Origin of the sequence: Pelagicoccus sp. SDUM812003, from assembly GCF_031127815.1 — a bacterium.
Lineage (GTDB): Bacteria > Verrucomicrobiota > Verrucomicrobiia > Opitutales > Opitutaceae > Pelagicoccus.
This window is the reverse complement of sequence record NZ_JARXHY010000017.1, coordinates 117,829-124,148: the sequence shown is the minus strand read 5'-3', so window position 1 is coordinate 124,148 and position 6,320 is coordinate 117,829. Positions and strand designations below refer to the sequence as shown.

Below are 6,320 nucleotides of genomic sequence, written 5' to 3'. Positions count from 1 at the left end.
ATGAAGAGACCGGTCAACTCGTTGATCCCACCAGTGGTGTTGTTACCAGCAAGTGAAGAGTGGAGGAAGGGAGCTCCGCCGCCTGTGGACGGAAGGATAAATCCAGAAGAGAACGAAACGTTCCAATCACCTAGAGGAGCGACAAAAACGGAGGCATCTCCATCTGTTTCTCCTGTCTGCGAAGCTAGAGTGCCTACTTCATCCCATACGTATGCGTTCTGGGTCGAAATGGCGAGGGCGCCGCTTGAGATAGCCGCCGAAGCGAGCAATGCGAAAATAGACTTAGTAATGTTTTTCATGATTTTGTTTGAGAGGTTGAATTTAGATTCGGTTTGGATTTTGCAAGAGCTGCGCCAAACAATTCCCAGCCTTGTATCTCAATCATCATTAACAACTACCTATCAAATACTTATATATTCTTTTAACCTATTCAAAATAGAGGAACCACTCTATCGAGTACCGCTTCTCATTAGTAAAAGATTCCTTACAAATTACATTTTCTAACCCTCCCGACTCCCTAGCAGGTCACGGAAAACCGGAGATTTGGTCTGTTCTTTGTGAAAGGTAATCCACCTCAGGATTTCTTCAGACAGGCCAATTAAAACTTTCTACAGCCTTTCTGTACGACGAGCTAGACAAGAAGAGGCTCGCTGAGGAAGCTGAGTACAGAGTCGCGGCGGGAACGAACCTGCCCGTTAGGTCCGAGCAGACGCGGGCGACGATCTGGAATACAAATCGAATAGCAATTCGCAATTTACTAGAATCGATCGACGAAGTGGCCTCGAGCCCTTTTCACTCTCTGCGATGTAACAATCAATCCTACACTCGCCGGGAGATCGAGCTCAAGTAGGACAAGGAGCTGATCCGTCATAGAGTTTGTCGCCTCACCGCGGCGACCTACCCTTTTTGCGCCTCCTGGTGACAAATCTCCTCCGAAAACTCCGCAATCTCCGTGGTTGACCCTCCTACAACGCTCGCCGGGGACGTCGAGCGCCACCTTTTAGCGAGCCTTTGGCGTTTTTCGCGGTTCCAGCCGCCGCCCATCGAAACCTCTTCGTCCGACTTTCTTTCTCCATTCCGCTGTTCTTAGAGACCTTCGCGCTCTATGCGGTTAGCTCACCCCTTCTTACGCTCGCCGGGGACGTCGAGCGCCACCCTCAATCTGAATCATGTAGGACGGGGCGGTGACCCGTCACGACGTTTGTCGCCTCAGTGCGGCAACCTACACCGGATAAGACTTTTTGCGCCTGTTGGTGGCAAATCTCCTCCGAAAACTTCGCGTTCTCCTTGGTTAACCCTCCTACAACGCTCGCCGGGGACGTCGAGCGCCACCTTTTATCGAGCCTTAGCGTTCTTTAGCGGTTAGAAAAAGTTAGTGAATCTTCGCTCAAGAATCGTTGCCTTAGGCCGCTATACCTAGTCTAGATCGTAGAGCAACGATTTCAGCTCAACGATCCGATCCATCCCTCCTATGTCCAAACTGCCTGAGCCTGCCAACGCCCCTCTCTCGCCTGAAAAAGGATCAAACGGACCTTCCAAACCGATCCTCTATTTGGCAGCGGGTATTCTCGTCCTCTCCGCCATCTACTTCGTCCCGTTGAGGCTGCTCTGGAGCTTGGCCATCAGCAGCGACCTCTATTCGCATGTGATCTTGATCCCGGCGGTCTCGATCTATCTTGTCTGGGACAACCGAAGACAACAGCGTCCTGCTCCTTCGCCGAGCAAACCGCTGTTGGCCCTTGTTCCGCTCGCCGTGGGAGCCCTCTCGCTGCTGGTCTTCTTCACCAGCAGTTTCGACCTTAGCGATCCCGATCAGCTGGAAAGCTACCTTGCCTACTCCATTTTTTCCTACGCCTGCTTCGTCATCGCTCTTTGCTTCCTGAGCTTCGGCACGGCCACCCTCCGCCAGCAGATTTTTCCAATCCTCTTTCTGGTCTTCATCGCCCCCTTTCCCGCGGAGCTGCGGATTGGCATCCAAACGTTTCTTCAACACGCTTCGGCCGAAGTCTCCTTCTGGTTTATCCAAATCGCAGGCATTCCCGTGTTTAGAGAGGAAGGACTCGTTTTTCACATGCCAACCATAAGCATGGAGGTCGCTCCCGAGTGCAGTGGCCTTCGATCAAGCTTGGTGCTATTCATTGTCAGCACAGTTGGTTCCTATCTCTTCCTAAAAACACAATGGAAACGAAGCGTCTTTGTGATGCTCGTGATCCCCATTGGAATTTTAAGAAACGCCATTCGCATCTTAGTACTCGCTTGGCAATGCTACCATACTGGACCAGAGATGATTGACGGCTGGTTTCACAATCATGGCGGTCAACCTCTTTTCGCTGTCACCCTAATCCCGCTATTTCTGACCCTATGGCTGTTTCGCAGGAGCGAGAGACCGAGCGAAGCTCGGATCGTTGACCGGTGATCCGTATTCACTTACCTGAAGAGAGCCTTAACCGCGAAGGTCGCCAAGAACTCAAAGAAGAAAGAATGACGAAATTTCTCTACCGCTAAAAACGCTAAATAACGCGAAAGTAAAAATAGATAGCCGCTACCTAGCACAACGATCTCGGCTTCATTCGAATCTGAAAATAGCTAATTCAAAAATCTGATCGAGGAATAGCTCGGATCGGTAATCTGTGATCGAGGATCTATCCCGATCGCTAAAACTCGCAAAAGGAAAAACAAACATAAAAAGGTAGGGTCTGGCCGCCGTGCCAGACCGCAACAACCGAACTAACAATCATCACTTTCATCATCAACCAGCTTAAACCGAGAGAGGTTTGGCACGGCGCCCAAACCCTACCTCAAACCCTTTGCGGTCTTTAGCGTCCTTAGCGGTTAAAAAATACCATCTTCCTTTTTCGATTTTCCGTCAGCCTATCTCCACCATCCATCATGAAATCCAAAACTCCCTGTATCCAAATCCTAATCGCAATCGTTCCACTGTTCGCATTGGCCTTCTTGACAGGCTGCGGCGGATCGGATGATCCGAACCTCTACATCGAAAAAGCGGAAGGGTTTGTAGCGGAGAACAACTACGCCGCTGCAGAGATAGAACTCAGAAACGCCCTTAAAATCGATAGGCAGAATGCTTCGGCCCTATCCTTGATCGGCGAGGTCTACAGCAAGCAAGGCCGCATACGCGACGCCTACCAAGCTCTGTCTGCCGCCAAACAAGCGAACCCGAATGATGCTCGAAGCCTAGCTACGCTGGCCGCGATCGAGATGGCGGCAGGACTGAGAAAGGAGGCATTCGCAGATGCGAAACAAGCCCTAGAGCTTGATCCTTCGCACTCTGAGGCTCCCATCATTTTAGCGGAACTGGCGAGTGATGCAGAGGCTGTATCTAAGACTGACGCAATCTTGCGACAGCTACCACCCACCCCAGAGATCCACGTCGCATTGGGAGCCCTCAAGCTGAAGCAGCGTCAAGTTGAAGCTGCTCAGTCCGAATTCTTAAAAGCCCTCGAACTCGATCCACAATCGCCTACCGCTCTCGCGGCGCAATTCCAGGTCCTTGTCGCGACCAACCAACCTGAAAAAGCGAAGGAGGCCTTCTCTAGGGCTGTCGAGTTCGCCCCAGCACGGTCGGGCCTGCAAATTCGCTACGGACAGTATCTTCAACTGACCGAGGGTGACGAAGCGGCCGAAAAACACTTCGAAGCGCTTCTCAATCAGGCTCCAGATTACCTACCCGCCCTGACCGCTCAGGCGGAGCTAAAAGCAAAAATGCAAAAAAACGAGGAAGCGAAAAAACTAGTCGAAAAAGCGCTGCGTCTCGATCGCGTCGATGCCACCGCCTTGCGTGTGAGCGCAGCCTTGAGTCTCGCCGGAGGAAAAACCGAGGAGGCGATCAAACAATACGAGCAGATTCTGCAACTCTTCCCAAATGATCTGATTTCAACCTACCAAGCCGCTCTCGCCTACATCGCGAAGCGAGATTTCGGCAAAGCGAAATCCAATCTATCCAAGGTACTTGCCGCCTCACCTGGGCACCTTGAAGCAACAGCCCTGATGTCCTCGATCCAAGGGCAGGAGGAAGATTTCACCGGTGCGATCATTACTCTGGAAAACTTTCTGAAACTGAATCCGAATTCAATAGAAGGAAACCTGCTGCTGGCTGAGATCTACAACAAGAAGGGCGATACCGCCGCAGCCGTCTCAATCTACGAGAAACTCGAGGACATGACCACAGACAAAGCGCAGATCGCTTTCCTGTCCGGCGTTTCATTTTTGAAAGGTAAAGACCGATCCAATGCGAGGAGCTCCTTCGAAACAGCCCTTTCAACGGATCCTTTACATCTCCAATCCGTCGAGCAACTCACTATTCTCGACGTCGGTGAGCGCAACTTCGATTCAGCGTTGGATCGAATCGATAGCACCATCGAAGCCTCTCCTAACTCGAGCGCTCTCTACACCATCAAGGCCCAAATCTTAGAGCGAACGAAAGACCTGGAAGCAGCAGAAGCGACCTACCAAAAAGCTATCGAACTGGATCCTGCGAATAGGTCGGCTCGCATGCTCTATGCAAGACTGCTTCAATCCGAAGACAAAGCTGAACAAGCCTTTGAGCAACTCCAAGCGGTAGCTAGAAACAACGCCAAAGATATCCCCGCCCTGACTGCAATCGCAGGTCACTACGAACGGATTGGAGATTACGACAAAGCCGTAGCAACTTATAAAAAGATCCTGGAGACAGACGCAAATGAAGTGACTGCCCTGAACAATTTGGCCTATCTGTATTCAACAAGATACAACCGCAAGGAAGAGGCTTTTCAGCTGGCTCAAAAGGCGCGCGAACTCGCCCCAAACAACCCTTACACTGCGGATACGCTCGGCTGGATCGTGTATGAGCGTGGCGACTACGACTGGGCGCTTAGCTTGCTGCGAGACAGCTACAACAAGCTCAGCCAGTTCGCTGAGGTCGCCTACCATCTGGGAGCGGCTCACTACTCCATTGGCAATCGCAGCGAAGCGATTCGCCTGCTGACGCAAGCCACGGAAAGCGATGACGACTTCACTGGCAAAGAAGAAGCAAGGAAGCGTCTGAGTATCCTGAAGATCGATACAGATTCAGCCTCGTCTCAGAATATCACTGCAATCGAAAAACGCCTGTCCGAAGCGCCTAGCGATTCCTATGCCTACACGGCGCTGGCCCGCTTGCAGCTCACGCAAGGGAAGAGCAGCGACGCCAAGGCGAACTTCGAAAGGGCGCTGGATCTGAGTAAAAACAACGCTGCCGCAAAGATCGGCATCGCGGAAATCATGACCCTGGAACCGGCAAATGCGAACAAGGTGTATTCGCTCGCTGGCGACGTTCGACAAATCGATCGCGACAACCAGAGCGCAAGGGCCCTTCAAGGCATCTCCCTCTCCCAACAAGGAAAGGCTGAGCAGGCGAAATCTATGCTCGGCAGCGTGAACAAGGACGTTCTGCCTAAGACGCTTCGAGACAAGGTCGAAGCGACGCTTGCGGAGCTAGAGGCGGGGAATTAGTTGCTGAGCAATGTGTCAAACCACGAAGGACTCAAGGGTCGCTAAGGGTCCTGATCAAACACCGGCGATCGCCATGCAGAACCAACAACTTAAAATCAACCTGATCCCCTAACCTAATCGCGTCCGGAGGCCGCGATCCACCTCGAACCAGTATTGCATGGTGGCGCGAGGCGTCCCGACTCGCGATCTTTTGAAAGTTAAACCTCTTACCAAAAACCTTCGCGCCCATTGTGATGACCAATTTTCGAACAGTCCGAAACTGCCCCATAAACCTGATCCCCTAACCTAATCGCGTCCGGAGGCCGCGATCCACCTCGAACCAGTATTGCATGGTGGCGCGAGGTGTCCCGACTCGCGATCTTTTGAAAGTTCAACCTCTTGCCAAAAACCTTTGCGACCTTTGTGATGACCAGTTTTCGAACAGTCCGAAACTGCCCCATAAACCTGATCCCTTAACCTAATCGCGTCCAGAGGCCGCGATCCACCTCGAACCAGTATTGCATGGTGGCGCGAGGCGTCCCGACTCGCGATCTTTGAAAGTTAAACTTCTTACCAAAAACCTTTGCGACCTTTGTGATGACCAATTTTCGAACAGTCCGAAACTGCCCCATAAACCTGATCCCCTAACCTAATCGCGTCCAGAGGCCGCGATCCACCTCGAACCAGTATTCCATGGTGGCGCGAGGCGTCCCGACTCGCGATCTTTTGAAAGTTCAACCTCTTACCAAAAACCTTTGCGACCTTTGTGATGACCAGTTTTCGAACAGTCCGAAACTGCCCCTGCTACCAATTGAGAAAAAAGTTTGGTTCGGCGCCGGTTAAGAGAAACT

General features: G+C 51.8%; 3 protein-coding genes. 2 read left to right on the top strand and 1 reads right to left on the bottom strand.

Translation table 11 applies throughout. From position 1 onward, the window contains the following. On the bottom strand, positions 1-299 hold a 299-nt coding region (locus tag QEH54_RS19460), incomplete at its 3' end, for a hypothetical protein (protein WP_309020381.1). A 1,172-nt stretch (positions 300-1,471) separates the two neighbouring features. Between QEH54_RS19460 and xrtC the strand changes: the two genes are divergently transcribed. After that, the gene (xrtC, locus tag QEH54_RS19455; protein ID WP_309020380.1) at positions 1,472-2,416 is read left to right on the top strand and encodes a VPDSG-CTERM-specific exosortase XrtC; all 945 of its coding nucleotides are present in this window, start codon (positions 1,472-1,474) and stop codon (positions 2,414-2,416) included. A gap of 473 nt (positions 2,417-2,889) precedes the next feature. Further along, positions 2,890-5,490, top strand: coding sequence for a tetratricopeptide repeat protein (locus QEH54_RS19450; RefSeq protein ID WP_309020379.1), 2,601 nt, complete (start codon positions 2,890-2,892; stop codon positions 5,488-5,490). Positions 5,491-6,320 lie beyond the last annotated feature (830 nt).

Coding starts and splice junctions, on each gene's coding strand:
- xrtC (WP_309020380.1), top strand. CDS start 1,472: ATGTCCAAACTGCCTGAGCCTGCCAACGCCCCTCTCTCGCCTGAAAAA.
- QEH54_RS19450 (WP_309020379.1), top strand. CDS start 2,890: ATGAAATCCAAAACTCCCTGTATCCAAATCCTAATCGCAATCGTTCCA.